Origin of the sequence: Myxococcus sp. CA039A (assembly GCF_013336645.1) — a bacterium.
GTDB classification, from domain to species: domain Bacteria; phylum Myxococcota; class Myxococcia; order Myxococcales; family Myxococcaceae; genus Myxococcus; species Myxococcus llanfairpwllgwyngyllgogerychwyrndrobwllllantysiliogogogochensis.
This window is the reverse complement of the sequence record NZ_JABUMQ010000170.1, coordinates 1-23,491: the sequence shown is the minus strand read 5'-3', so window position 1 is coordinate 23,491 and position 23,491 is coordinate 1. Positions and strand designations below refer to the sequence as shown.

The 23,491-nt window shown below is 69.6% G+C and carries 22 protein-coding genes and 1 pseudogene; 4 read left to right on the top strand and 19 right to left on the bottom strand.

The annotated features are described in order from the left end of the window. The 4 genes and pseudogenes from HR086_RS26630 to HR086_RS26615 form a co-directional block, all read right to left on the bottom strand. Nucleotides 1-471, bottom strand: a pseudogene (locus HR086_RS26630) (hypothetical protein); the annotation flags it as partial. Between the two features lie 295 nt (nt 472-766). Then, the gene (locus HR086_RS26625; protein WP_141646649.1) at nt 767-1,573 is read right to left on the bottom strand and encodes a Rieske 2Fe-2S domain-containing protein; all 807 of its coding nucleotides are present in this window, start codon (nt 1,571-1,573) and stop codon (nt 767-769) included. Continuing rightward, nucleotides 1,570-2,148 carry a YceI family protein gene (locus tag HR086_RS26620; RefSeq protein WP_174464275.1) on the bottom strand — a complete coding sequence of 193 codons (579 nt, stop codon included), beginning with the start codon at nt 2,146-2,148 and terminating at the stop codon, nt 1,570-1,572. Before HR086_RS26620 ends, HR086_RS26625 begins: the two co-directional genes overlap by 4 nt. Nucleotides 2,149-2,210: 62 nt before the next feature. Next, nucleotides 2,211-2,864 (bottom strand): hypothetical protein, encoded by a 654-nt coding sequence (locus HR086_RS26615; protein ID WP_246137581.1) that lies wholly within the window; start codon nt 2,862-2,864, stop codon nt 2,211-2,213. Between the two features lie 495 nt (nt 2,865-3,359). Between HR086_RS26615 and HR086_RS26610 the strand changes: the two genes are divergently transcribed. After that, entirely contained in the window at nt 3,360-5,207 is a 1,848-nt protein-coding gene (locus HR086_RS26610) for a GAF domain-containing sensor histidine kinase (RefSeq protein ID WP_174467028.1), read from the top strand. A 5-nt stretch (nt 5,208-5,212) separates the two neighbouring features. Here the strand turns inward: HR086_RS26610 and HR086_RS26605 are convergent, their stop codons facing one another. The 3 genes from HR086_RS26605 to HR086_RS26595 form a co-directional block, all read right to left on the bottom strand. Then, nucleotides 5,213-5,638 (bottom strand): nuclear transport factor 2 family protein, encoded by a 426-nt coding sequence (locus HR086_RS26605; RefSeq protein ID WP_174467027.1) that lies wholly within the window; start codon nt 5,636-5,638, stop codon nt 5,213-5,215. A 132-nt stretch (nt 5,639-5,770) separates the two neighbouring features. Continuing rightward, complete coding sequence (locus HR086_RS26600; RefSeq protein WP_174467026.1) at nt 5,771-7,204, bottom strand: hypothetical protein; 1,434 nt, start codon at nt 7,202-7,204, stop codon at nt 5,771-5,773. 156 nt (nt 7,205-7,360) lie between these two features. After that, complete coding sequence (locus HR086_RS26595) at nt 7,361-9,013, bottom strand: HAMP domain-containing sensor histidine kinase (protein WP_174467025.1); 1,653 nt, start codon at nt 9,011-9,013, stop codon at nt 7,361-7,363. A gap of 335 nt (nt 9,014-9,348) precedes the next feature. Here HR086_RS26595 and HR086_RS26590 point away from each other — a divergent pair, with 335 nt between their 5' ends. Continuing rightward, nucleotides 9,349-9,753 (top strand): hypothetical protein, encoded by a 405-nt coding sequence (locus HR086_RS26590; RefSeq protein ID WP_174467024.1) that lies wholly within the window; start codon nt 9,349-9,351, stop codon nt 9,751-9,753. Between the two features lie 64 nt (nt 9,754-9,817). Beyond that, nucleotides 9,818-10,618: an acyl-CoA desaturase gene (locus tag HR086_RS26585; protein WP_174464271.1), complete on the top strand. Its 801-nt coding sequence runs from the start codon at nt 9,818-9,820 to the stop codon at nt 10,616-10,618. Here the strand turns inward: HR086_RS26585 and HR086_RS26580 are convergent. The 5 genes from HR086_RS26580 to HR086_RS26560 all read right to left on the bottom strand — a co-directional run bounded on the left by HR086_RS26580 (nt 10,587) and on the right by HR086_RS26560 (nt 15,117). Continuing rightward, nucleotides 10,587-11,588, bottom strand: a complete 1,002-nt coding sequence (locus HR086_RS26580; RefSeq protein WP_217440947.1) for a cytochrome c — start codon at nt 11,586-11,588, stop codon at nt 10,587-10,589. The two genes, HR086_RS26585 and HR086_RS26580, sit on opposite strands and share 32 nt — an antisense overlap. Continuing rightward, nucleotides 11,585-12,247, bottom strand: a complete 663-nt coding sequence (locus HR086_RS26575; RefSeq protein ID WP_174467023.1) for a cytochrome c oxidase subunit 3 — start codon at nt 12,245-12,247, stop codon at nt 11,585-11,587. Before HR086_RS26575 ends, HR086_RS26580 begins: the two co-directional genes overlap by 4 nt. A gap of 64 nt (nt 12,248-12,311) precedes the next feature. Then, nucleotides 12,312-14,057: a cbb3-type cytochrome c oxidase subunit I gene (locus HR086_RS26570; protein ID WP_174467022.1), complete on the bottom strand. Its 1,746-nt coding sequence runs from the start codon at nt 14,055-14,057 to the stop codon at nt 12,312-12,314. Next, nucleotides 14,054-14,851 carry a cytochrome c oxidase subunit II gene (locus tag HR086_RS26565; protein WP_371823616.1) on the bottom strand — a complete coding sequence of 266 codons (798 nt, stop codon included), beginning with the start codon at nt 14,849-14,851 and terminating at the stop codon, nt 14,054-14,056. The genes HR086_RS26570 and HR086_RS26565 overlap by 4 nt, the downstream gene beginning before the upstream one ends. Next, complete coding sequence (locus HR086_RS26560) at nt 14,848-15,117, bottom strand: hypothetical protein (RefSeq protein WP_174467021.1); 270 nt, start codon at nt 15,115-15,117, stop codon at nt 14,848-14,850. Before HR086_RS26560 ends, HR086_RS26565 begins: the two co-directional genes overlap by 4 nt. A 616-nt stretch (nt 15,118-15,733) precedes the next feature. Between HR086_RS26560 and HR086_RS26555 the strand changes: the two genes are divergently transcribed. Beyond that, nucleotides 15,734-16,393, top strand: a complete 660-nt coding sequence (locus HR086_RS26555) for an SCO family protein (RefSeq protein WP_174456180.1) — start codon at nt 15,734-15,736, stop codon at nt 16,391-16,393. 1,010 nt (nt 16,394-17,403) lie between these two features. Here HR086_RS26555 and HR086_RS26550 read toward each other — a convergent pair. The 7 genes from HR086_RS26550 to HR086_RS26520 form a co-directional block, all read right to left on the bottom strand. Further along, a complete protein-coding gene (locus HR086_RS26550; RefSeq protein WP_141646636.1) occupies nt 17,404-17,856 on the bottom strand; it encodes a hypothetical protein in 453 nt (150 codons plus the stop codon). 140 nt (nt 17,857-17,996) lie between these two features. Beyond that, complete coding sequence (locus HR086_RS26545) at nt 17,997-18,473, bottom strand: hypothetical protein (protein ID WP_141646635.1); 477 nt, start codon at nt 18,471-18,473, stop codon at nt 17,997-17,999. Between the two features lie 55 nt (nt 18,474-18,528). Next, complete coding sequence (locus HR086_RS26540; RefSeq protein ID WP_174456179.1) at nt 18,529-19,062, bottom strand: O-acetyl-ADP-ribose deacetylase; 534 nt, start codon at nt 19,060-19,062, stop codon at nt 18,529-18,531. A 113-nt stretch (nt 19,063-19,175) separates the two neighbouring features. Then, nucleotides 19,176-19,763 carry a Fis family transcriptional regulator gene (locus tag HR086_RS26535; RefSeq protein WP_141646633.1) on the bottom strand — a complete coding sequence of 196 codons (588 nt, stop codon included), beginning with the start codon at nt 19,761-19,763 and terminating at the stop codon, nt 19,176-19,178. Nucleotides 19,764-19,916: 153 nt separating this feature from the next. Next, nucleotides 19,917-21,266, bottom strand: coding sequence for a universal stress protein (locus HR086_RS26530; protein ID WP_174467020.1), 1,350 nt, complete (start codon nt 21,264-21,266; stop codon nt 19,917-19,919). A 153-nt stretch (nt 21,267-21,419) separates the two neighbouring features. Then, entirely contained in the window at nt 21,420-21,836 is a 417-nt protein-coding gene (locus HR086_RS26525) for a type II secretion system protein GspG (RefSeq protein ID WP_141646631.1), read from the bottom strand. A gap of 54 nt (nt 21,837-21,890) precedes the next feature. Beyond that, a complete protein-coding gene (locus tag HR086_RS26520; RefSeq protein ID WP_141646630.1) occupies nt 21,891-23,348 on the bottom strand; it encodes an adenylate/guanylate cyclase domain-containing protein in 1,458 nt (485 codons plus the stop codon). Nucleotides 23,349-23,491 lie beyond the last annotated feature (143 nt).

Sequence of the window (23,491 nt, the reverse complement as noted above, 5' to 3'; positions counted from 1 at the left end):
CCCCACCGCCAACACCCCACCCACGACGGCCGGCATCCACGCCCGCTCTCGCAGCGAGGAGCCCTCCGTGGCCACCTCCGCCACCGGTGCGGCAGACACCACGGGAGCGCGCACCACCGGCTGCGGGGACTCAGGGACGTCCATCTTCAACGCGTCCGGGCGCTCACCGCGCGACGCCAGCTCCTTCAACACCTTCTGCCGCACCGCCTCGAAGCGCTTGCGCAGCTTCGGCGACACCGTCAGCGGCAGCTTCGCGTCTGGATTCAGGAAGAGGGCCGCCTGAAAGGCCGCGTCCGCCTCCTCCTGCCGCCCCTGACTCAGCTCCGCCAGCGTGACTCCCTCGTAGAGAGACACCGCCACGTCGTCCTCGGGGCCCTTCGACACCTTCTTCGCGCGAGCGATCTGCTCCAGCGCCCGCTCATACGCCAGGTCCTCGATGAGCCGGTTGATGGACAGCAGGTAGCGCCGCACGTCGGGGGAGATCTCCGCCCTCGCACGCAATGGCAGAACCAGAAGCCCGAGCCACAAGCCCCACACCCAGGCCCCACTTCGCCAGGACAGCCTCGGACAAAACCGGTTGGTCGGCATGGATTCCATTTTCCCGGGAGATCCATGCTCGATTTGTCCATGGGGTACAAGAGGCCCCACTCGCTCTCGGCGCGCGCGAAAACGTCAAGGGCCTCGTGAGTCCCCACACTCGTGGAAACCCGCGAGGCCCTCCGGTGCAAACCCTCTCACCGACAGAGAGAAGGTCGCCCACCGAGCGTCACTGCACGCCCGTCACCACCACCGCGTCTGGGGTCTCCGTCACGGTGAACTTCTTCAACGGCAGCACCGCGGGGCCCTGCGTCACCTCGCCCTTCGCCGTGAAGATGGAGTTGTGGCAGAAGCAGATGAGGTCCTGCTCCGCCGGCCGCGAGGTCACCTCACAGGCCTGGTGCGTACACAGCCCGTCCACCGCGGACAGCGAGCCGTCCGCCAGCCGGAAGACGAAGATGCGCTTGCCGTAGCCGCCCGGGACGCCCTCCACCACGCTGCCGTTGTCCCGCAGGGTGGGGAACTCGGCGAAAGGCAGGCGCACCTCGCCGCCCACCGCCGACGGGAAGCCATCTTCCCCGGCGCGCAGGTCGATGCTCAGCACCTGCGTCCCCGCGTTGTACCGCGAGGCGAACTTGCGCAGCCCCACCGTGGCCGGCCGCTGCGTCACCGAGCCATCCGCCGGATTGAACTTCGACAAATGGCACGGGCAGACGACCTCCCGGCCGTCGAACCCCAGCGGGCAGGCCGCGTGCGTGCAGAGCGACGACAACACGGAGTAGTCGTCCCGCGCCGCGTGCGTCACGAGCAGCGGCGTGTCCTCGCCCGCCACGCGCACGGTGATGGCCCCGCCCACGCGCTCCAGGTCCGGATAGCGCGACACCAACAGGTCCACCGTGCCCGCGTCACTGGCCGACACGTCCGTCACCGGCGCGGGGTCGATGTCCGGCGCGCAGCCCGGCAGCGCCGTCGCCGCCGCACCCGCCGCGCCCGTGCCGAGGATGCCCTTCAAGAAACCTCGTCGCGACGTGCTCACTTGCTCTCCACCTCGAACACCAGCTTGGGCTCCAGCACGAGCTCGTCGTCCACCTTCACCATCAGCAGCGAGGGACGCTCAATCTTGTAGGACTCCAGGCTGACGGTGAACGAGCCATCCGTCGTCACCTCCGTGGCCGACTTGAACAGCACCGTCACCGGCACCTCCACCTTCTGCTTCACCCCGTGGAAGTCGAGCTGCCCCTTGAGCGTCACCGGCACCTTCGTCGGGAACGTCGTGGGCACCGTCACCCCCGTGGCCGCGCCCTTGAACTCGACGGTGGGGTACTTGGCCACCTCCGTCACTTCCTGCATGTGGATGTCGCGGTTCTGGTTCTCCGAGTCGAAGTCCTTCACGTTGGCGACCACCATCACCTGCAGCGTGCCGTCCGCTTTCAGGTTCGCCTTGCCGGCGATGGGCTTCGCCGTGCCGACGACTTTGTGCGCCGGGTGATTGAGTCGGTACGTGAGGGTGCTGGCGTCCTTCTTCAGCGCATACGCCTTCGCCGTGCCCTGGGCCAGGGCAGGCAGGGAGACAAGCAGGGTGGTGAGCAGCGCCAGTCGTCGAACAGTCATGTCCATCTCCAGAAAATCAATGTCAGCCCACCCGATGCCCAACGGCACGCGGGCGAAAAGATTCAGAAGAACAGCGTGAAGATACCGGCCGACACCGCGCCCAGGGTGGTGAAGCCAACGACCTGGTGCGCGGTGGCGAGGTCCGTCTCCGACAGCCGCCCATACCGGTCCGTCGCCATGATGCCGAGGATGATTTGCGCCACCATCGCCGCCGTCGCGATGGACATGAAGATTTTGTGGAAGGTGATGGTGTCCCACTGGAACTCCTCCTTCTCCAGGGGCTTGGGAGCCAACAGGCCCAAGAGGCCCACGGAGGCGAAGACGACGGAGGTGCCCACGGCGAACCCGCGGTGCAGACCCAGCAGGTTGCGGTCATCACCGCCACCGCGGAACGAGTCGTTGAACTGGAGCTGGCCAAGCACCGTCGTGGTGACGAGCCCCGCGGCCAGCGCGAACCCCAGCCCCTGGTGCAGCTTGAGCATGGTGCGGCGGCGGTCGAGGCGCGCTTGCAGCTCCGGGTCCACCTTGGCCGCGCCCGCCAGCTCGTCAGGCTCCAGCAGGTCGAAGTCCAGCGAAGGGTCCTCCGCCGCGGGCTGCTGTTCGGCGGGCGCTTCCGTCTTGGGTGCGTCCTTGGGTGGCGGCGACTTCTGTTGGGCGCGAGCGGTGGTGGTGGACAACAAGGACAGGATGACGAGGACGGCGGCGAAACGGTTCATCAGTGGGTATCCGTGAGGGCGCGTGGCAGGTGGCCGAGGCGGACGGGGCTTCAGGGTGTGCCGGGCGTCCTGCTTCCATCATGCCGACGTGACTCACGAAGAACCCGGAACCGATTGCAAAGTCGCCGCAACAGGGACCGGCCAGGGGTTTCGTGGACGCGATGCCAGAAGGCGGAGGCGACCGGAGACAGCCTGCTTGGGAGACCCGAACGAAACCTCCGTGCCAGTGATGACCTCGGAGGAGTGACTCCAAGGTCCAGGCGGGACGGTAGCGCCACACTCCGCGTAGCGGAAGCCGCTTGAGGGGCGGGGCCGTCTGTCCGACAGCCACCTTCCTCCGGGCTCGGGGTCGGAAGCCGGCGGCTGGTGTGTTCACTGGCCGCGCGGAGGACTGACTGCCGCAGGACACTCATCCCGCCGGGGCCGGAAATCCGGCCTGGGATGCGTTTCAGTGCACGGAGCTCGCGGCGTCACCTGCGCCGTCGGGCAGCGCGCATGGAGAAGCATTCGTCCATCAGCCTCCGCTTGCCACCACCCGACGAAGGACAGGGTCCGGGGGGGGATTTGCTGGCAGAAAGCCGCCGGGCCCGTGCCAGCGCCGAACTCGCGCGCGCGCGCATGCGCAGCCTCCAGTCCCTCACGCTGGCCCTCTCCGCCGCCCTCACCCCCGAGGACGTCGCCCGCGCCGTCGTCGTGGAGGCCGTGCGCACCCTGGAGGCGCAGACCGGGGGGTTGTATCTATTGAACGCGGCGGGCACGTCCCTGGAGATGGTCCACAGCGTGCGCTGCCCCCCCGCGGTGGAGGCCGCCTTCACCCACGTCCCCGTGGGCGCCCCCCACGTCCCGGTGGCCGTGGCCGTGCGAGACCGGGCCCCGCTGTGGATAACGGACCTGACCTCCATGGCCGTGCGCTTCCCGGAGGCCGCCGAGGCCGCCCGCCCCGAGAGTGGTGACGTGTCCATCGCCTGCCTCCCGCTCTTCTCCAGGGACAGGACGGTGGGCTGTCTGGCCTTCATCTGGGGACGCGCGCACGACTTCGACACGGAGGAGCGCGCCTTCATCGACATGCTGGCGCAGCAGGCCACCATGGCCCTGGAGCGGGCCCGGCTGCTCGCGGCCGAGCGCGGTCAGGTGGAGCGCGTGGGGCTGCTCCAGCACGCCACCGCGGTGCTCGCCACCTCGTTGGACCTGGGCCACACCCTGCGCGGCGTGGCCCTGGGACTGGTGCCGACGCTGGGCGACTTCTGCATCATCGACGTGCTCGGGCCGGACCACGAGGTGCGCCGCACCTTCCACGCCGCCACGCCGGAGTGCGCGGGCCTGCTCGCCGCCAGCCGCTGGCACCCGCCCGAGCGCCCGGGCACGCCCATCTGCGCGCTCGCCAGCGGCCTTCCCGCCTTCCACCCCGACATCGACGCGGCCTGGGTGGAGGCCACCGCGTGCGGCCCCGAGCAGCTGTCCCTGCTGCGCGCCCTCTCCCCCACCTCCTGGCTGTCCGTGCCCCTGGAGACGCCCGAGGGCGTGCTGGGCGCGCTGACCCTGGGCCACTGTCTGTCCGGCCGCCACCACACCGAGGAGGACCTGGCGCTCGCGGTGGAGCTGGCCCGCCGCGCCAGCGCCGCCGTGCAGAACGCGCACCTCTTCCACCAGACGCAGCAGGCGCTGCAGTTGCGCGACGAGTTCCTCGCCATCGCCAGCCACGAGCTGAACACGCCGCTGACGGCCCTCAAGCTCCAGCTCTCGCGACTGCGGCGGATGTCCTCGGACGGGGACGTGCGCGAGCGCACCACGTCGGCCGTGCAGCAGGTGGACCGGCTGGGGCGGCTGGTGCGCGAGCTGCTGGAGGTGGCCCACCTGTCCGAGGGCCGCCTGCACCTCACGCCAGAGCCGGTGGACCTGGTGGACGTGTGCCGCGAGGTGATGGCGCGCTTCACCGAGGAGCGCGAGCGGGCGGGTGCCTCCCTCTTCCTGCACGCCTCCAACGCCGTCCCCGGGCGGTGGGACCACTCCCGCGTGGATGGAATGGTGACGCACCTGCTGTCCAACGCCCTGAAGTACGGCCTGGGGCGGCCCGTGGAGGTGGAGGTGTCCTGCATCCCCGGAGACCTGGCGCGGCTGGTGGTGCGGGACAGGGGCATCGGCATTCCGGCCGAGCAGCTCGCGCACCTCTTCCAGCGCTTCGGCCGCGCGGTGCCGCTGCGGCACTACGGCGGCTTCGGCCTGGGGCTGTGGTTCTCCCGGCAGGTGGTGGAGGCCCATGGCGGGCACATCCACCTGGAGAGCTCGCCGGGGCTGGGCACCACCGTCACGGTGGAGCTGCCCCGGACGCCCGAGTCAGCCTGACGGAATCATGCCGGCGTGGTGGCGGGGACCTCCGAGCGTCGCGCGGTTTCGTGCGCCAGCTCCGTGCCCAGGGCGTGCGGGTCGTAGTACGCGTAGAAGCGGCGGATGTGCTCTCCGTCCCATTCGAGGATGGAGACGCCCTCGTAGGCCACGGCCGCGCCGTTGTGCGCGGTGCCCTGGGACTCCCATTCGAGCGCCACCCTGTCGCCGGCCTCAATCATGTTGCGGAAGGTGGACTTCACCTGGCGCAGCGTGCCCTTGTACTCGCGCCAGAACTGACGCGCGCCCTCCTTGCCGGAGAAGACCCGCGACGAGGCCACGTTGCTCACGCGCGCATCGTCGCTGAAGAGCTCGATGAGGCCCTCCAGGTCGCCGCTCTCCTCCAGTCTCGACAGTGCCTCCACGAACCGCTCCGCTCGCTCCGTCGCCATCCGCTGCCTCACTCGAATTGAATGGGGGACTTCCGCAAAAAAGGGTGCGCATGCGGCGTCCGAGGTGCCCTGCTTCCAGCCTCCTCCCTTGCCCGGCGGGCGGGCGCCGGGGTGGCCGGCCGCACCTGCCGCTCACGCGCCCTGGGCACGCGTCCACTCCTCGCGGTTCCAGCCGTTACGGACATAGCGCTCGCGCTTCGACTCCGGCAGCGCGTCCCAGGACTGGCCCCGTCCCAGCTCTGGAGGCTCGTCGAAGAGGCCCACGTGCTGGCGGTCCACGGCCTCCTTCGCGCGCTGGGCCGTCAGCCCCTTCATGTCGAAGCCCAGCCGCACTTCCGCCTTGTTCCCCGCCTCCTCCACCTGGGCGAAGACACCCCCTCCGAACCGCGCTTCCTTCAGGTTGAGCGTCGTGTAGCTCCCGGCGAGCTTGCCCACGCCGAGCGAGACCTTCAGCTCTCCGTCCGAGACCTGGCTCACCTTGACGAGCCCCAAATCGAGCTTCATCTCCGACTGGAATCCGCCCTTCGTGTCCTGCGTGACCTTCAGGCCCACCGGCCCGCCCTTCAGCTCCACCCCGCTCAAGCCCTTCAGGTCCACCTTGCCGCGCGAGTCGACCTGCGCCTCGCCCCCCAGCTTGAGGTTTCCCTGGGTCAGCTCCGCCTTGCCCTTCAGCGCGAGGGTGCCACCCGTGCGCTCTCCGAGGAGCTCTCGCTGGCGGGCATTGATGGCCTGATAGACCCAGTTGGTGGAGGTCGGCGCGCCTACCGCCAGCCGCCACTGCTTCGCATACGCCTCCCTCTCGGGGTCCCTCCGGTCCAGGCCCAGCACCGAGTCGGGCAGTCGCGCGTCCCGAGGCGCCCCGAGCTTGCGCAGCTCGGGCAGGCCCGGCGCGTCCTCCACCGCCTGCGCGTAGCGCCCCAGGTACGCCGCGTGGGCCGCGTGGAACGCCCTCCCCGCCGCGACGGCGTGCTCGCTCACGGCGTGCCTGAGGGACTCCGGCAACGCGGCGTCATTGCGGAGCAACTCCGGCTTGCCCGGGTAGCCCAAGGGCCCCGACGCGGGCTCTCCCGCGAGTCGCTGGAGGACCCCCTTCGCCTCGGCCTGCTTCAGGAAGGACTCGCGGGCGCCAGGGTCCTGCTCCGTGAGGAACGTCTTCAGGAGCCCCTCACGCTCCATCCAGTCCAGCGTCGCCCGGTACGCCGCGGGCGGGAGCTGTCCGAGCAACGTGTGCACCGTCTTCACATCGGTGTCGCTGACGGCCCAGTCCCCGAGGCCGCGCGTCAGCCGCGCCTGGAGTTCCGACGAGACATCCGAGGGGACCTCCGCGCTGGGGGCGCGCAGCCTTCCGCCCAGGGCCGCCAGCGCTCCGGCCGACACCGTCGGGCCCGCGACTCCAGGCGACGGCTCCGCGCCTCGGGGGGACGCTCGACTGGAGGGGCCATCGTAGGCGCTCACCTCGTTGCGAGCTTGCGCGGTCGGCGTGCGTGGGAGTGACGGCGTGGGGACCGCGTCGGCGAGGGTGTCGAGGGGAAGGGACGTGCCGCCTGAGGCGTCGATTCGGGACATGGGGTTCTCTCCGGAAGGAACCGCCGGCCCCACTGCATCCGACACACCAACCCCGTGCTCCGAGACGCGCGGACGCGTACTCCAACACGGGGCATCGCGAGTCGCGGACGCGGAATCTCCCGAGGCGGACGTGCCCTTGCGAGCCGTCCGCCCGCGTCACGCCCGGGGTTGGTAGGGCGCCGAGTCCGGCGGCAGCTCCAGGGAGAAGGTCGTCCCGGCGGCATCCTCGCTCTCGACGATGACCTTGCCGCCGTGGGCCTGGGCACAGCCCCACACCAGGGTCAGCCCCAGCCCCCAACCTTTCGCGAGCCCCGCTTGCGCGGAGCGCGTGCGCGAGAAGGGCTTGAAGAGCTGCTCCTGTTCGGCGCGAGGAATCATCCGGCCCACGTTGTGGACGGAGGCGCGCGCGCCCTGCTCGGTCCTCGAGACGGTGAGGGTGACGGGTGCGTCGGACGCGCCATACTTCACCGCGTTGGTGGCCAGGTTCCAGAGGGCTCGGCGCAGCTCGTCCGCGTTCCAGTTGCCCCGGACCTGCTCCGTCGCCTCGAGCAGGAAGCGCTCGCCATGAGCGGTGCTCAGCTCCTCGATGACCTCGCGAGCGATGCCATCCAGGTCGCAAGGCGAAAGCTGGAGCGCGATGCGCTGGCCCGCTCGGATGCGGTTCGCGTCGAGCAGGTCCGTCACCATCCGGTCCGTACGCGCGATGTTCTGGTCGATGCGCCGGGCCAGCTCCCGCCGCTCATCCAGCATCTCCGGGCGCCGGAGGATGAGCTGTGCGCCGACCCTCGCCGCGGACAGCGGCCCCCGCAGGTCGTGAGCCAGGACGGAGACGAAGCGCTCTCGCAGCTCACGCTCGGACTGGAGCGCCGCCACCTTCGCGCGCAGGTCCGAGTAGAGCTTCGCGTTGTCCAGGTGGACCGTCAGTTGCTCTCCCAGCGACTCGAGCCGTCGTCGCTCCCGGGCCGTGAAGTCGCGAGCCGTCGAGATGCCGACGCACATGACGCCTATCAGGGCATGATGCGTGGCCAGCCGAAGCCCGAGCAGCGCCTGGACATCGCTCCGACGAAGGTCTTCGTTCACCTCGAGCGTGGTGGCCTCGGCGTCCTCCGGGGAGAGGCCCGGGTCGTCCACCGACTCGGAGACCTGCGCGGCGAGAGGCATGGCTTCCAGCGCGGGGACGTATCTCGCCAGGGCCTCCTTCGCGACTCCCGCGGAGGCCACCATGATGAGTTTGCGTTGCTCCGTCTCGTTCAGGAGCAGCAGCGCACCCTGGGCACCCAGGGCCTCCATCACCAGCTCGAGGACTTCCGTCAGGCGCTCTCGCAACGAGGCCGCCTCCACCTCGAGCGCCTCGCTGGCCACCTTCTGGATGAGCCGCAGGTAGCGCTTCTCCGTCTGCTCGTCGTCCTGCAGGTGCTCGCTGAAGAGTTCGATGACGGCCGCCGAGGCGCCATGCAGCTCGCTGAAGAGCTGCTCGACTTCCGCGACATCCGGCCGCTCTTCTCGCGGAGCCGTGGCCCACATCATGGAGATGCACCGCCCCAGGAGCGCGAACTCCTCGACGACCTCCGCCACGTGGAACCCCTGGCGAAGCCGCGCGGCCACGTGGCTCTCCACGTGTTTTCGTCGGGTCGCGGTGGGGGAGCCCAACGGCTCGCCGCTGGAAAGCGAGGCCAGGTAGGTCGGCATGATGTTCTTGAGCTCGGGCTCATCCAGCCCACGGGCGGAAGCGGCACGGGTCGCCTTCGCGGTCCACAGGCGGACGATGTCGTCCTGGTGCTCGCGAATGATATCCGCGACGCGCCTCATGATGAGTCCCCGTCGTTTCGAAGCATGCATGCCACACCACCTCTCATCTCCCAGGAGATGTGCCCGCTGGCTCGCCTTGGGGGAGTGAGTGGGGAGGAAGGCGGGCCGTCGGCTTCCTGCCTACCGGTGTGAGCATCCCCGAGTCTTGCTCGACGTACCTCGAGACGAGCGCACGGTGAGAGGCCGTGTGCCCTGCTCCACGAGCGAGCCCCACGACTCCAGGACGAGCGGAGCGCGCACCTTGCCTCTTCAATGCCTACCTTCAACATGTCCATCCCCATCCCTTCAAGCTGACCTTCCCCGCGAAGCGCGCGGTGGGCCGCCGAGGTCCCGCCATGCGCTCGTACATCGTCGATATTCCCGCCCACCTCCATCCTGCGTACTGGCGGCTGCCGAACGAGGTCCGCATGACTGTCGCCCTGCATCTGGTCACCCTCGCGGAGCAGGCTCCGATGACACACGACTCCAACGACGGCGGACCGACCCGGAGCGACATCGGAGGACTGAACGCTGGACACCACCACCTGCTGCTCGGCGGGCTGTGGTTCTCCTACTGCATCAGTCCTCAGGAGAATCTGTTGCGTCTGCTGGATTTTGGCGATGCGAAGATGACGTCACGCTCGACTCCCGCGAGCACGCTCTCCCACTGGCGTTACCACCTGCCGGACCAGGACGTATGGACGAATGAGGGTGGCGCCAACCGAGCCACTGTCCAGCCACCCGACTTCGCGCGGGAATGAACCCTCAATGTCTGTTTCGGGACAGGTCTGACAGGGGAGTGACACGACCCGAGGTTGACCCTACATGGTCTACCTATTCTTCGCGTCACACTGGACGCTGAGCGTGCTCTTCCAGAGCCTCTTCCAGCACCGCTACGCCGCGCATCGCATGTACACGATGCGGCCTCGCACCGAGCGCGCCCTCCACCTCTGCACCGCGCTGGTGCAGGGCTCCAGCTATCTGGACCCGCGCGCCTACGCCATCCTCCACCGCGAGCACCACGCCTACGCGGACACCGAGAAGGACCCCCACTCGCCCGCGCACCAGAAGAATCCGCTGCGGATGATGTTCCGGACGGCCCAGCGCTACGCGGGCCTGCTCACCGGGCGCATCCAGCCGGAGGCTCGCTTCCTCGGGGGCTATCCCGAGTGGCCCGCGCTCGAGAAGGTCTTCAACAGCTGGCCCGCGCGACTGGGCTTCGGCGCGCTCTACACGCTGTTCTATCGGCGCTTCGCCACGCGACGGTGGCACTGGGCGCTCCTGCCCGCGCACTTCGTGATGGGGCCGGTGCACGGCGCCATCGTCAACTGGTGCGGACACCGCTACGGCTATCGCAACTTCGCGAGCCGGGACGCGTCACGCAACACGCTGCCCATGGACGTGGTGTGCATGGGCGAGCTGTTCCAGAACAACCACCATGCCCGACCCGCGAGCCCTGACTTCGCCGCGCGACGCTTCGAGCTGGACCCCACGTGGCAGGTGATGCGGCTGTTGTCCCGACTGAAGCTCATCCGGCTCGCTCGCGTCCCCACGGAGGATGCACACGTGACGCCCGTGCACCTTCGGGAACGACTCACTGAGCCGAGCTTCGCAGTCGGGTCTTGAGCTCATCGGCCGCGTCCGTGTCGCGCAGCACGACGAGCGTCTGCACGTAGTACGCGAGCGCCCACAGGTTCTCCTCGGGGATGGCGCCCTTCCACGTGGGCATCGCCGCGCCGCCCACGCCCGAGGAGATGACGCGGTAGAGGTCCTCGCGCTGGCGCTCGGCCGTGTACGTGGAGCCGTCCACCGTGTCTCCCACCGGCCACACCGTGCGCAGCGGCTGGAAGAGGAAGTCTGGAGGCAGCACCTTCTCCGTCTTCGTGGGCTCGCCCTTCGCGTCCACCGCCACCGGGTGGTCCGACTCCCGGGCCAGGGCGGTGTAAGGGTCCATCTTGGACAGGTCCACGTCGCGGCCCAGCGCCTTCTTCAGCAGCGCGGCCAGCTCCGAGCGGGGAAGGTACGCGACATGGCAGCTCGAGCAGCCCGCGTTCCCCGCGCCCGAGACGTGGTAGGCGACCCGGCCTCGCTCGATGGCCTCCGCGTCTCGGCCCCGCCACGGGTCGGTCGACACGGCCAGGGGCTTGCCGGGGACTTCTTCCTTCCAGCGCGGGCTGAAGGTCTTCACGTATTGCAGCACCGCGTCCAGGTCCGCGTCGGGCACGTCCCACGCGAACATCGGCGTGCCGTGCAGGCCGCGACGCAGCGTGCGCTTCAGCGCATCGTCCGTGGGCAGCTCGCCAACCGCGACGCCGCCGAACTTGAAGAGGCCCTGACGGAAGCTGCGAGGCACGGGCCTCATCCCACGCCCCGCGGGCCCTTGTCCGTCACCGAGTTCTCCGTGACAGGACGCGCAGTAGTACGTGTACACCGAGTGCCCGCGAGTGAGCGTCTCCGCCGGGATGACTCGGCCGTCCGCGAGCTTCAGGGGCTCGAAGCTGGGGGCACTCTTCGAGCGACAGCCCGTGAGCACGAGCGGCAACAACACCGTCAGGGCGCGAAGGGTGTTCACACGGAACGTTCCGCGAGGAGTCATGGGAGGTACACCGCCACGAAGAGGAGCACCCACATCGCCGTCACGAAGTGCCAGCCCAGCACGTGACGTCGCAAGGAGGCTCGCACGTCCGCGCCGCGCGTGTGGCGCCAGCAGACGAGGAAGAGATTGAAAGTCACCACGAGCACATGCAGCGCATGCAGCGCCGTAAGCCCGTGGAACGCGGATGCGGAGACTCCGCCCTCGGGGATGCGCACGTGCTCGGTCCACCAGGCCTGATGCGTCCACATCGCCTGGAGCGCGAGGAAGCCCAGCCCCAGGAGCAGGGCACACCTCGCGGGCCACGGTGACTCGCGCCGACGGAGGCCCAGGTGGAGCACGGCGCTCCCCACGAACAGCAGGAGCCCCGTGAGACTCAGTCCCAACAGGGACACGGGGAGCGTGGGCCACGGTTCGCGCATCCGATACCAGCCCACCGCGAAGGCGAGCGAGGCGAAGAACATCGTCCACGCGGCGAGCCCCAGCACCGTGCCGAGCCACGCTGTGCCCTCCGCGTTCGCGTTCTCCGTGCGGGCGTCGCTCGCGGCAGTCAGCGGCGTCATGCCGAGAGGTTGAGACATCGAGGGCGGAGTGGCATCGGCGCGCGTCTCCGACTCGGAGGAGCGGGGCTCATCCACCGCCGGCTTGCTCTCCGCGCTCATGTCGCGCACCTGGGGGCTCGTGCAGGGTTCGACAGGTGCTCGGCTGGACTCCGTCCGCGCTCGCTCATGTCACACTCCCCACGGTGGACACCGTGGCGAGTGCTTCTTCACCCGCACCCTCTCGGGCCACACCTGGCAGGACTTCCGCCTGTCCAATCCAGTCGCGCCCCAGTTGCTCCAGCACCTCCGGCTGCGACAGCGCATGCGGCCCGCGCAGCACCACGGGGACTTGGGTGAAGTTGCCTTCGCCGGGCGGGCTCGATGCACACGTCCACTCGAGCGTTCCCACCTGCCACGGGTTCGCTTCCGCGGCTCGCCCTCGACGCAACGTCCACACCAGGTTCACCACGAACACCCCCTGCGCGGCGCCCAGCAGGAACGCGCACACCGTCGTCCACTGGTTCAGCGGCAACAGGTGCTTCAGGTACGTGTACTGGTACGGGTCATACAGCCGCCGCAGTTGCCCCGCGTAGCCCGCCGCGAGCTGCCCGCCGAACACGCCGAGGAACAGCACCGCGCTCGACAGCACGTGCACCTTCGCGAGTCCCTCGTGCAGCGCGCGGCCGAACATCTTCGGGAACCAGAAGTAGAGACCCGCGAACAGGCCCAGGAAGCTCGCGGCTCCCATCGTCAGGTGGAAGTGCCCCACCACCCACAGCGTCCCGTGCAACGGCACGTCCGTGGCCACCGCGCCCAGCGCGAGCCCCGTGATTCCGCCCAGTCCGAACACCACCATCGTCGCCAGCGCCGCGAGCATCGGCGACGTCAGCCGCACGCTGCCTCGCCACAGCGTCATCAGCCAGTTGAGGAACATCACCTCCGCCGGCAGGGAGATGAGCAGCGTCAGCACCATGAACGTGCGGCCCAGCAATGGAGACATGCCACTGGTGAAGAGGTGGTGCGCGTAGACGAGTCCACTCAGCGCGGACACCGTCCCCATGGCCCCCGCCGTCAGTCGATAGCCATGCGCGGGCTTGCGACTGAAGAACGCCACCAGGTCCCCCACCATGCCCCACGCGGGCAGGATGAGGATGTAGACCTCCGGATGGCCGAACAGCCAGAAGAGGTGCTGATACACCACCGGGTCTCCACCACCGCCCACCGCCGCCGCGCCCGCGATGAAGAACTGCGTGCCCAGCAATCGGTCCATCAACAGCAACACTGTTGCAGCGGCCAGCACCGGCACGAACACCACGTTCAACACCGAGGCGAAGAACAGTCCCCACACCGTCAGGGGCAGTCGTCCCCACGTCATCCCCGGCGCTCGGCACCGCGCCACCGTGACGACGAAGTTCAAGCCGTACGTGAAGGCCGAAGTCCCCGCGCACAACACCGCCACCGTCACCAGCGTCTGCCCCAATCCGGGCGTGAAGGCCGACGTCGACAGCGGTGGGTACGCCGTCCAGCCAGCGCTCGCCGGCCCGAGCCGCACCGCGAACGAGGCCAGCACCAACACGCCCCCGAGCGCGTACACCCAGTAGCCCAGCGCCGAGAGTCGCGGGAAGGCGAGCCCCCGTGCACCGATGGCCAGCGGCAACACGAAGTGCCCCAGTGCGCCGAAGAGCAGCGGCGTCACCGCGAAGAAGATCATCACCAGGCCGTGCATCGTGAAGACGGCCGTGTACGTGGGAGGCGTCAACGCGCCGTGGGACTCGGGCAGTGCCCACGCGAGCCCAGGCACCGGGCGCCCCGGCCAGGCCCACTGCCAGCGGATGGCCAGCGCCAGCAGTCCTCCGAGCAACAGGAAGCCCAGCCCGCTCCACAGGTAGCGCCGCGCCACGTCCTTGTGGTCGAGCGAGAGAAGACTCACGGCGCCTTCCACTCCCAGCCCCAGTGGGCCGCGCTGTCATCCACGTCGTACGCCTGCACGGCCTGCCTTCCCGCTTCGCGCAGCCATGCGGCATAGGCCTCCGCGGACAGGGCTCGCAGCTCGCCGCGCATGCGGTAGTGACTGGTGCCGCAGTGCTGATAGCAGGCCACTTCCCAGGCACCCTCGCGCGCGGCACGGAACCAGGTCTGATTCACGCGCCCCGGAATCGCATCCAGCTTCACGCGGAAGTTCGGCAGCGAGAAGCCGTGCACCACATCCGTGGAGACGAGTTGCACCCAGACAGGGACTCCCGCTGGCACGCGCAGGTCGTTCCACGTCACCACGTCGTCCGGTGTGTTGAAGCGGCCATCTTCGCCCGCGTAGCGCGCCTCCCAGGACCACTGGTGGGCGTTGATTTCAATCCGCACCGTGCGCGGGTCCTTCGCGGGGACGTCGAGGTTCCACAGCACGTCCCGCAGATAGCCCTCCGAGCCCACCAGCAGCGCTCCGTCCACCACCAGGAACGTGCTCAGCGCCAGGCCGAGCACCCACGCGCGGGAGCGCTTCGTGCCTCCGTCCGAGGCTGCTCGCTTCGAGCCTCGGAAGCGCCACACCGCCACCACCATCCACCCGAGCGCGAGGGCGGCCATGCCCGCCTCGAAGCGATGACTCCAACCCAGCAGCGCGTCGATGCGATGCCCGTCGACACTCGCGTCCTCGGGGAGCGCCAGCGTCCTCGCGCTCGTGGGCGTGTCCAACGATGGCTGGGATTTCTCCTCGACGGACGTGCTCACGCGCCATCCTCCCGGCCCGCGCGCCGCACCGCCCATAGCCCCACGCCCACCACCAGGAAGGGCGTGAGCATCAACCCCACGACCAGGAGCGCGGAGCGCACCGCGGACTCGGGCTCGCGCAGGGAGCACGTCGCACAGGCGAGCACGTCCAGGGGCATGAGGGCCAGGAGGAGCCCGGCGAGCGACAAGGTCCCGCGCATCGTTCCCGCAGGGCAGCGGAACACAGTGCCTGGCGCCTGGATGGGGAGTTCGACTGATTCGCTCACGCGCATCGCTCGCGATGAAAGAACGGATGCGCCTCGTCGCCCCGAGGTGGAGCTCTCTATGGGAATCGCTGCGGCTGCTCCGACTGGATACATGCGCGCTCGAAGCTCTCGGCTCGGAAGGAGGGACACGGCGTCGTCGAGGAGCTTGCGCCCATCCGTCCCTCGCTCCGGAACGTGGGACGCAGCGCCATCGAGTGACATGCGCCCATCCATTTCTCGCTCCGGACGGCAGGACGCGGCGCCATTGAGTGACATGCGCCCATCCGCCCCTCGCTCCGAAACGTGGGAGGCGGCGCCATCGAGTGACATGCGCCCATCCATTTCTCGCTCAGGATGGCAGGACACGGCGGCGTCGCGTGCCATGCGCCCCGTCATCCCTCGCCCCGGAAGATGGGACGCGGCTCGTCGACTCGGAGTGGAGCGCTCTCGCCAGTCATCACCGCTCTCCCGGCTAGCACGCTGCCCCTGAGGCCTCAAGCCACGGCCCCGTCCGCGTTCCCCGGGCCCGCCTGCCCTCGGGGCGGCCTGCTGCCGACTACACCTCGCGAGTAGGCAGGTTGACCCCTGTCCCTCCGACGCGCTTGTGCCCTCCCAGTCCTTTCGTTAGGTCCGGGCCATGTCCGCCGACTCCCCTCTCGCGCTCCCCCCGGCCCGTCTCACGCAACGCCCCGGCTTCTGGGCCGGCCTCGCCGTTGTCGCCCTGGGACTCGCCTCGGTCGCCGCCGTCAACCTGATGCGCGCGGGCAACGAACCCCTGCCCCAGCTGGGCGCCCTGCCGGACTTCACCTTCACCCGCCAGGACGGCAAGCCCTTCGGCAACGCCCAGCTCAAGGGCCACCCCTTCATCGCCAACTTCATCTTCACCCGCTGCCCCACCGTGTGCCCGGCCTTCACCCGGAAGATGGCGCAGGTGCAGACGAGCACCGACTCCTTCGGCCCGAACCTCCAGCTCGTCTCCTTCTCCGTCGACCCGAAGTACGACACGCCCGAGCGCCTCGCCGAATACGGCCAGCTCCATGGCGCCAACTTCGCCCGCTGGAGCTTCCTCACCGGCGACTACGACGTGCTCAAGGACACCATCGTCCAGGGCTTCAAGGTCAGCATGGGCCGTGAGGCCGGCGCCGCCGAGGACGACCTGCTCTCCATCTTCCACGGTACGCACTTCGTCCTCGTCGACTCGCGCGGAGAGATTCGCGGCTACTACGACAGCGCCGACAGCGACTCGACCGACCGGCTCCTGCGCGACGTGAAGCGCCTCGCCCGCGAAGAGGGCTGACCCGCACCGAAACCCGGGCCGGGATGATCCACAGGGCGCGCCACACCCCTTCCCAGGAACTTCTCGCGGCAGCGCCACACCGCTTCGCACGGGCGTGATCCACTGCCTTAGAAGCCGAGAAAAAAGCCCTCAAGAATCCATACTGCCAGTGTGGATTTTGCCTCAGGGGCGAGGATCACAACTGGGTATCCATTCACCCAGGTTTGGTGCCCGACCACGCGAACTGAGGGACTGCTTCGCCGTAACGAGGAGCATCCACTGAGCCTGGCTCGCTCCAAGCGGCTGAAATGTGGCCTCCTTCCATGAAGGGTAGAGCCGCGCAGAGGCGGACTCACTCCATCGTCGCCAGCCCTGGCCCGAACCTTCCAGAACGGAAGCCCGTCCCGGGCAGGGCCTGTTGAAGCCCTGGCCCTGTGAGAAGCCAGGCCTCAGCCCCCCTCACCTGTCGCTCCGACGAGAACCACCGCTCCAGCCACACGTGCCTGGGCAAGCCGAAGGGCCGACCCCGCTCTCGCGGAAGACCAGCCCCGATGCCCATTCATCCTGGCTGGTAGGGGGGCCAACCTCCTGTGCAAAGCCAAAGGGCCAACCCCGCCTTCACGGAGGACCAGCCCTCCGTGCCCACCTCGTCGCTTGGGGACACGAGTCCTCCCGTCCCCCGCAAAGCCGAAGGGCCGGCCCCGCTCTCACGGAAGGCCAGCCCTCGGTGCTCATTCATCTCGCCAGGGGACACCCAACCTCCGTACCCCGCAAAGCCGGAGGGCCGACCCCACTCTCGCGGAAGGCCAGCCCTCGGTGCTCATTCATCTCGCCAGGGGGCACCCAGCCTCCCGTACCCGCAAAAGCCGAAGGGCCAACCCCGCTCTCGCGGAAGACCAGCCCTTGGTGCTCATCCCTCTCGCCGGGAGACACCCAGCCTCCCGTACCCCGCAAAGCCGAAGGGCCGGCCCCGCTCTCGCGGAGGACCGGCCCTCGGGCTTGCCACATCTTCGCGCCAGGGGCGCGAGGCCTTACTCGATGAAGGAGGCGTGGCGCTGCGCGATGATGTTCTGCACGTTCTGCTGGCCGAGGACGTTGTCCGTCCACGCGCCCACCTTCTCGGCGCCAGCGCGAACCTGCTCGGCGACCTTGGTCACGTCCTCGATCTTCGAGGTGGCCTTCGCCAGCGCGCCGATGCCGCCGATGGGGCCCTCGCCGACCAGCGACGTCACGCCCTGCTTCAGCAGGCCGTCCACCACCGGGGCCAGGAACTTGCCCACGTAGGGGATCTTGTTGATCTGCTCGCTGATCTTGTTGGTGATGGGCTCGATGATTTCCGAGGCCGGCTTCTTCAGGAAGCCCAGCAGCTTCTCACCAAACTTCGCGATGCCACCGGCGAGGCCGCCGACCTTCTCCGCCGCGGAGCCAATGCCCTTGAGGACGTCCTTGAACAGCTTCGCGGGATTCAGATTGAACAGGCCCATGGTGACACCTCAGAGTTCGCGGGGGACGCGGAAGTTTGGGAGAGAGAAGACTCACAGTGATTCTCGACAGAGCGGCTGAATAGTTTCCGCCAGAATTTCCGTCGGATTTTCTTCCGCTTTCCAGCCCAGGGGGCCGGACCTCAGGCCCGGCCGCCACCGCCCCGCTTGATCTGATCCAACATCGCCTGCCGCGCCGCGGCGTCCTGGGTCCCCGTGGAGGGGGCCGACGGCGTCGACGGCGGCAACGGAGCGTCCGGCGCGCCCAGCGAGGGCTTCCCGCCCGCGGCCTTCTGCTCGAACTTGGAGTTGTCGAAGTCCGGAGCCGACCCGGGCAGCTCGCCCTTCATCCCTCGGATGAGGAGGTCCGCGGCCTCGTCGGACGTCAGCGGGGTGATGCCGTTCTTCTTCAGCTCCTCGTCGGGGACGATGTTCAGCTCCGGGTCGAGGTCCTTGTCCTGCGCGTACTTGAGGACCAGCTCCACGTAGTCCTCGAGCTTCATGTTCACGGCCGCGGCGATCTTCTTGGTGTCCGCGTCGCTCATCAGCTCGGCGCGAACCACCTCGATGGGCCGCTTGAGCCCGCGCTTGGGCTTGGGGGAAGCATTCTCCTGAGACATGTGATGCTCCGACGAAGAAAGGACGTGGGCGAAACTCTAGCCCAGTTTTCCTCGTTCACACATTCTCGCCCCCCGGGGCCCCCTGGAGCCCCTCGAGCGCGCGCTGATACGTCTCCAGGTCCGCCTCCGAGAAGAGCACCACTGTCACCTTCTCAAGATGTGACAGTCGGGCCAGGGCGGCCTGGATTTCCCGGAGGGCCACGGGAGCGGCCTTCTCGATGGGAAAGCCGTAGATGCCCGTGGAGATGGAGGGGAAGGCCACCGAGCGCAGCCCCAGCTCCGACACCCGGGCGAAGACGCTCTTGTAGCACCGGGCCAGCGTGGCCTCTTCGCCATGGGTGCCGCCGCGCCAGACGGGGCCGACGGTGTGGATGACGTGTCGGGCGGGCAGGCGGTAGCCCCGCGTCACCTTCGCCTGTCCGGTGGGGCAGCCGTGCAGGAGCCGGCACTCGGCCACCAGCTCCGGACCGGCCGCGCGGTGGATGGCGCCATCCACGCCTCCGCCGCCCAACAGTGAGCTGTTGGCCGCGTTGACGATGGCGTCCGCGTCGACTCGGGTGATGTCTCCTCGGATGAGCTCCAGCGACATGGGGTCTCCTCGCGTCTTCGAGTGGGCCGGGCGCCGACGGGCCCTCGCGCCTCGACTGACGACGGCGCGAGGGGACAAAGGCCCCTCGCGCGAGAAGCGCGCACTCGCGCCCTTCAGCGAGGCGACAGGTTGCGGGACGCCGGCTTGCGCGAGCTGGAGACCGGCTTGCGCGCCTTGGGGAGCGTGCGCGTCACCGAGCCGGGGCGACGGGCCTCCGCGGCCTCGCGCTCCGACTCCGCGACGGCCTTCGCGGCGGCGGCCTTCAGCGCGAGCTGCTCCGACTGGAGCGCCCAGCGCCGCCGCAGCAGCTCCCGCATGCCGTCCTTCTGCAGGTCCACCTGCGCCTGGTGCAGGCGGTAGTGTAGATCCTCCCGCAGCGTGCCTCGAGAGAGCGCCGCGTCCGCCGCGCCCGACACCCCCACCACGACCTTGGGCCGCTCCTCCTGCATCTGCAGGCAGCGCAGGATGAGCCCCTGCGCGTCGCGCCCGAGCTTGGCGGCATCGGGGATGAACAACACGCCGTTGCGCTGGCGAAGCGCCGCGGCCAGGTCCGTGGCCTGTCGCACCTCCACGAGCTCCACGTCGAAGTTGCGCGCGGCCTCCTGGGCCCAGCTGCGGCGCTCCTCCTCCGTGCCGCCATGGATGATGAGCGAGGCACGATTGCAGACGAGCTCTTCTTCTCGGTAACCACTGAGCGTCACCGGCAAACCCCCTGCTGTGATGCGTGGTGCGGGGATTCTAGCGCCCCATCGGGTCTCCCGTTCAACGGGCCACGTGTCCTGACAGGTGGGGCTCGAAGCGACCCACCTGAAAACCCTTTCATGTGTACCTGAGTGACTGCTGTCTCAAACGTGTCACGTGCCGGGCACCACCATGACGGGCCGGCGGCAGCGCGCCACCAGCTCCCGAGCCACCGCGCCGGGCAGCGCGTCCGGCTCCCGCGAGGGCTCCCCCGACGTCCCCAGGCAGACCAGGTCCACGCCCTCGCGCTCGGTGGCCTGGCAGATGGCCTGCGCGATGTCCTCGCCCGTCACGCCCTCCACGCTCCAGCGCAGCGCCTGGGCGCCCTCGTCGCGAGGCACCAGCTCCCACAGCCGTCGCAGCATCACCTCGCGCTCGCGAGGAGGCTCCGGCAGCACGCCGTAGTGGTCCATGAAGCCCCCCGTCTCGCCCAGGCGCTTGCGGTGCACGTGCAGCAGGTGCACCCGGCCGCCCGGCCCCACCAGGGAGCGGGCCTGGGCGATGGCGCGCTCGGACGCGTCGGAGAAGTCCACCGGCACCAGCACGCTGCGCGGCGGCAGCGCATGCCGGGGCTCGCGCAGCACGTCCGGCACGCACACCACGGCCTGCTCCGCGTTGCGCAGCACCCCGGCCGACACCGAGCCGTGCCACAGCCGCTTCACCGCGCCGCGCGCGCGCATGCCCACCACGACGAGGTCCGCGCCGCGAGAGAGCGCCACGTGCAGCAGGTGGTCCGCCGGCCTGCCGAAGCCCGGCTCCAGCACCACCTCCACGCCGCCCTCTCCCAGCAAGTCCCCCACCTGCTCACGCACCTCGCGCAGCAGCACCGTCTCCACCGCCGGGTCCAACGCCTCCATGTCCCGCGCCTGGGGCTCCAGCAGGTCCACGTGGACGGGGGTGTGGATGCCCAACCGGTCGCGCTCCTCCAGCGGCGAGCACACGTAGGTGGCCAGCACGTCGCACGGCCCCACCCGGCGCAGCTCGCGCAGGAAAGCCACGGCGGCGTCGGCGGTGGGGGACAGTGGATCCACGCCCACCACGACGAGCAGGCGCCGCCGTCCTCGCAGCCAGTCCACCAGCGCGTCCGCGCGGCGCACCGACAGCACCGGGCCGCAGCCACGTCGCGCCAGCCGCTCCGGCAGCGACGCGCGCCTCCAGGCCGACGTGCGCCAGCCCTCCGCCGCGGCCACCACCCAGCGCGAGTGGCGGCACTCCTCGTCCGCGAGCACCGCGTCCGTGTCCGAGCGCACCCGGCAACTCACCCGGCCCGGGGGGAGCTCCAATCGCTCCGCCTGCGCCTCCAGGTGCCGCTGGGCCTCCAGGCGCGTGGCCTCCGTCAGCGGCTCGCCGTCGATGACGCCCACGAGCAGGAGCGGCTCTCCCAGCCGGGCCGCCAGGGCCGCGGCGACCTCCACTTCCCGGGACTCCCGCGCCATCAGCGGGCTCGCACAGACGATGGCCATGGCCGCCCTCCTCGCGGGGATGGCCTGGACGTCCATCCCCTCCAGGACAGATGCGCACGACGCCGCCAGGCGGGGGGCCCCTCCGTCATGACAGCCCGCCCGGAGGCCCACCGGTCGCCGGGCCCGAAGGCACACGGCCGCACGTCAGGACGGCTACTTCACCGGCTCCGGCCGGGGGTGTCCGTCGTGGTTGGTGTGGTCCTGCTCCTCGCGGCTGCCGCCCCGGTCGTCGCTCTTGCCGAACGTCGCGATGAACACCTGGGTGCCGTTGCTGGTGTACCGGTAGTGCCGACCCCACGGGTCCAGCGGCAGCGCGGGCAGGTACTTGGGCACCAGCAGGGGCTCCAGGTCCGCTTCTTCCGGCAGCTCGTTGCCGTCCGCGTGGAAGCGCGACAGCGCGTCCTCCAGCACGCCGATGTCCTGGTGGATCCGCTCCGCGTACACCGCCTTCGAGCGCGTCAGCGCCCCCACCAGCACCGCGCAGATGAGGGCGAGGGCGAACACCAGCCCCACCCACAGCACGGGTGAGCGACGGGAGGGCGGAGGGCGGTCGTCAGCGGACGGATTCATGCCCCCCACCCTACCGCCAGAGGGGGCCTGGGGTGCGGAAGACTTCACGCGGGCCTAAAGCGCGCGGAATAGCGGCACCGGCTGCTGCTTACCCTTCAGGCGGACAGGGGGCAGGTCCTCGAAGGCCGTCTCGTTGGCGTCCACCAGCTCCCGGGTGCGCTCGCCCACGAGGATTTCCCCGGGGCCGGCGAGCGCGCACAGCCGCGCGGCCACATTCACCGCGTCGCCGATGCAGGTGTACTCGGAGCGCACGGTGCTGCCGATGTTGCCGGCGACGACGACGCCCGAGTTGATGCCCACGCCCAGCTCCAGCACCAGCGGGTGGCCCTCGCGGCCGTTGGCGGCCCACTCGGCCTCCGCCTCCACGCGCAGGTCCGTCATCGCGTCCATCATCATCTTCGCGCACTGGAGCGCGCGCAGCGCGTCGTCCGTGCGCGCCACCGGGGCGCCGAACACCGCCATCAGCCCGTCGCCGAGGAACTTGTCCAGCGTGCCCCCGCACGTGAGCACCGCGTCGGACAGCCGGCCCAGCACCTGGTTGAGCACTCCGACGACCTGCTCGGGAGGGAGGCTCTCCGCCAGCCCGGTGAAGTTGCGGATGTCCGCGAACAACACCGTCACTTCGCGCTTCTCGCCGGTGAGCACCACCGCGTCCGCGCTCTTGAGGATTTCGTCCACCACCGCCGCGGACGTGTAGCGAGCGAACAGCTTGCGCATCCGCTCCGTCTCACCGGTGCGGCGCACCACGCTCTCGATGCGCGCCGCCAGCTCATCCATGGACGCGGACTTGTTGACGTAGTCGTCCGCGCCCGCGCGCAGGCCGCGCACACGCTCCGCCTCGCGGTCATTCGCGGTGAGGATGATGACGGGCAGGCCCCGCGTGGGGCCCTCCTTGAGTCGGCGGCACAGCTCCACGCCATCCAGGCCCGGCATCTCCAAATCGCTCAGGACGATGGCGGGCTGAAGCCGGCTCATGCCCTCCAGCCCCTCGAACGGGTCCTGGAAGCAGAGGACCTCGTAGCCCAGGGCGACCAAGCCCTCCTGCACGAAGGCACACGCCAGCGGGCTGTCGTCCACGACGACGACGCGGCGGCGCCCGTCGATGAAGGGCCGCGGATTCTCCTGCCGGCCCGCGATGCGGTTCTGCAGGCCGAGCGCCTCGTAGATTTGCTTGTACGTGCAGTGCCCCAGCTCCACGAGGATTTCGCCCAGCTTGCGCCCGTCGCGGCGCTGACGGGCGAGCGCTTCCTCGAGCTGCGCGAGCGTCACGTACTTGAGCCCCACCAGCAGCTCGCCCAGGGCGGGCTGCGAGGGCCCCTTGTCGTGGTGCAGACCCAACGCCTCTCCCAGCGCGTCCTGAATCTGCTCCCGGGTGACGTAGCCGAGGGAGATGAGCGCCTCGCCCACGCGCTGGCCAGTGAGCGCCTGGAGGGCCAGGGCTTCCTGCACCTGCACGGGCGTGACGATACCCAGCTTGAGCAGCAGGTCACCAAAGAGGGGGGATGCGCTCATGGGGGCCACCTCGGCGTCCGGTGGAGCCTTGGACGCGGCCGACAGCGTATCCCACCTCCCGACGCTCCGGGAGGACTCCACCCCGAGGACGAGCCGAGGCGCCCGAGACCCGCCCACCTCACCGCCGGGGGGCGGGTCTCGGG

Excerpts from the sequence above, each read along its gene's own strand:
- HR086_RS26585 (WP_174464271.1), top strand. The coding sequence starts at position 9,818 with ATGGTCTACCTATTCTTCGCGTCACACTGGACGCTGAGCGTGCTCTTC.
- HR086_RS26530 (WP_174467020.1), bottom strand. The coding sequence starts at position 21,266 with ATGGCCATCGTCTGTGCGAGCCCGCTGATGGCGCGGGAGTCCCGGGAA.
- HR086_RS26605 (WP_174467027.1), bottom strand. The coding sequence starts at position 5,638 with ATGGCGACGGAGCGAGCGGAGCGGTTCGTGGAGGCACTGTCGAGACTG.
- HR086_RS26520 (WP_141646630.1), bottom strand. The coding sequence starts at position 23,348 with ATGAGCGCATCCCCCCTCTTTGGTGACCTGCTGCTCAAGCTGGGTATC.
- HR086_RS26600 (WP_174467026.1), bottom strand. The coding sequence starts at position 7,204 with ATGTCCCGAATCGACGCCTCAGGCGGCACGTCCCTTCCCCTCGACACC.
- HR086_RS26595 (WP_174467025.1), bottom strand. The coding sequence starts at position 9,013 with ATGAGGCGCGTCGCGGATATCATTCGCGAGCACCAGGACGACATCGTC.
- HR086_RS26590 (WP_174467024.1), top strand. The coding sequence starts at position 9,349 with ATGCGCTCGTACATCGTCGATATTCCCGCCCACCTCCATCCTGCGTAC.
- HR086_RS26555 (WP_174456180.1), top strand. The coding sequence starts at position 15,734 with ATGTCCGCCGACTCCCCTCTCGCGCTCCCCCCGGCCCGTCTCACGCAA.
- HR086_RS26545 (WP_141646635.1), bottom strand. The coding sequence starts at position 18,473 with ATGTCTCAGGAGAATGCTTCCCCCAAGCCCAAGCGCGGGCTCAAGCGG.
- HR086_RS26575 (WP_174467023.1), bottom strand. The coding sequence starts at position 12,247 with ATGAGCGCGGAGAGCAAGCCGGCGGTGGATGAGCCCCGCTCCTCCGAG.
- HR086_RS26580 (WP_217440947.1), bottom strand. The coding sequence starts at position 11,588 with ATGACTCCTCGCGGAACGTTCCGTGTGAACACCCTTCGCGCCCTGACG.
- HR086_RS26540 (WP_174456179.1), bottom strand. The coding sequence starts at position 19,062 with ATGTCGCTGGAGCTCATCCGAGGAGACATCACCCGAGTCGACGCGGAC.
- HR086_RS26615 (WP_246137581.1), bottom strand. The coding sequence starts at position 2,864 with ATGAACCGTTTCGCCGCCGTCCTCGTCATCCTGTCCTTGTTGTCCACC.
- HR086_RS26550 (WP_141646636.1), bottom strand. The coding sequence starts at position 17,856 with ATGGGCCTGTTCAATCTGAATCCCGCGAAGCTGTTCAAGGACGTCCTC.
- HR086_RS26525 (WP_141646631.1), bottom strand. The coding sequence starts at position 21,836 with ATGAATCCGTCCGCTGACGACCGCCCTCCGCCCTCCCGTCGCTCACCC.
- HR086_RS26610 (WP_174467028.1), top strand. The coding sequence starts at position 3,360 with ATGGAGAAGCATTCGTCCATCAGCCTCCGCTTGCCACCACCCGACGAA.
- HR086_RS26620 (WP_174464275.1), bottom strand. The coding sequence starts at position 2,148 with ATGACTGTTCGACGACTGGCGCTGCTCACCACCCTGCTTGTCTCCCTG.